Genomic DNA, 1810 nt, shown 5'->3' with positions numbered 1-1810 from the left:
AAGGCGATCACGCCCCGGACCGTCCTCATCACGGTGATGCACGCCAACAACGAAGTGGGGACGATCGAACCGATCCCCGAGATCGCTGCGATCGCGCGGGAGGCGGGGGTCCCGTTTCACACGGATGCCGCCCAGACTGTCGGGAAGATTCCGACCGACGTGGAGGAGCTCGGGGTGGATCTGCTATCCGTGGCGGGACACAAGGTGTACGCCCCGAAAGGGATCGGGGCGCTCTACGTCCGGGAAGGGACGAGGATCGAGCCGTTCGTCCACGGCGCCGGGCACGAGGGAGGCCGGCGGGCCGGGACCGAGAATGTACTGCTTGCCGTGGCGCTGGGAGCCGCTTGCGAGGTTGCCCGCGGATGGGTGGGGATGCCGCAGGCACGGTCCTTACGAGACCGATTCTGGGAGGGACTGAAGGATATCTTCGGGGAAAACATCACGCTGAACGGTCATCCGGTCGAGCGGCTTCCCAACACGCTCAGCGTCAATCTCGCCGGCCGCGTGGGCGCCGAGATCCTTGCGAAAATGCCGGGAGTGGCGGCATCGACCGGTTCGGCCTGCCACGCGGGCTCGGTCACCCTGTCGCCGGTCCTCGCCGCGATGGGGGTTCCCCCGGGGGAAGGGATGGGCGCAATCCGGTTCAGCCTGGGACGAACCACGACATGGGAGGAGTTGGAAAAAGTCCTCCCCATGCTGAAAGAGATCCGGATCGCTTGACGAGAGAATCGAAAACCGGAAAGCATTCGAAAGTTTCTGGAGGAGGCCCCATGAAGAGCGATCACGATCTTTCCACACGGTGCGTGCATGCGGGGGAGGTGAGAGACGCAGAAGGATCCCCGCATACGCCGATCTACAACACCACCACCTTCGGATTCACGTCCACGGCCGATCTCCTCGACGTGGTGGAAGGGAGGCGGCCCGGGAATCTCTACACCCGGTACGGGCTGAACCCGACGATACGGAGCGTGGAGGTCAAGCTCGCAAGCCTGGAAAACGCGGAGTCGGCTCTCGTTTTTTCCTCGGGCATGGCGGCGGAGGCCGCGCTCTTTTTCGCCCACGGCCGGAGGGGGATCGTTTGTCTGGGGAACGCGTACGGCGGCACGCTGCAGTTGCTCTCCGATCAGCTGCCCCTCGTGGGGGTACCGACGTTCCTGCTCCAGGGAGAGGAGGCGGGAAGGCTTGCGGAGGTTTTGCAAAAAGAGGGGCCGGGCCTCGTCTTTTTCGAAACCCCCACGAACCCGACGATGGAGATCTTCGACATCAGGGAGATCTGCAGGCTTTCCCGCTCGTTCGGTGCCCTCGTGGCCGTCGATAACACCTTTGCCTCGCCCATCAACCAGCAGGTGCTGGCCCTCGGCGCGGATATCGCCGTTCACAGCGCCACCAAGTACCTGGGAGGCCACAGCGACCTGACGGGCGGGGCCCTCATGGGGTCGAAGGAACTGATCGAAGCGGTTGCCCCCTGGAGGAAGAACCTGGGGCAGATGATGGCTCCCGAAATCGCCGCCCTTCTGGCGAGGAGCCTGCGGACGCTCCCCATTCGCGTGGAGAGGCAGAACCGGACCGCGCAGGCCGTGGCGGAAGCGATGAGGGACCATCCGAAGGTCGCCAGGGTCCTGTATCCGGGACTGCCGGATTTCCCCCAACACGATCTGGCGAGATCCCAGATGTCCGGATTCGGGGGGATGCTGACGCTGGAGATCGATGGGTCGGGTCAAGACGCAACGAAGGTCGTCGACCGCCTCGAGCTTTTCCTCATCGCCCCGAGCCTCGGTGGCCCGGAGAGCCTCGCGACCCAGCCGATGAC

Annotated in this window: 2 protein-coding genes; both read left to right on the top strand. The window is 64.6% G+C overall.

What is annotated here, in order from left to right; all coding sequences use genetic code 11:
- Positions 1-720: aminotransferase class V-fold PLP-dependent enzyme (locus VJ307_10060; protein ID HJX74485.1), on the top strand; the 720-nt coding region annotated here is incomplete at its 5' end.
- A gap of 50 nt (positions 721-770) precedes the next feature.
- The coding region (locus VJ307_10055; GenBank protein HJX74484.1) for a PLP-dependent aspartate aminotransferase family protein at positions 771-1810 on the top strand (1040 nt) is incomplete at its 3' end.

It is taken from the genome of Candidatus Deferrimicrobiaceae bacterium (assembly GCA_035256765.1).
Lineage (GTDB): Bacteria > Desulfobacterota > Deferrimicrobia > Deferrimicrobiales > Deferrimicrobiaceae > CSP1-8.
The sequence above is the reverse complement of the archived record's forward strand: the minus strand, read 5'-3'. Positions and strand labels throughout refer to the sequence as shown.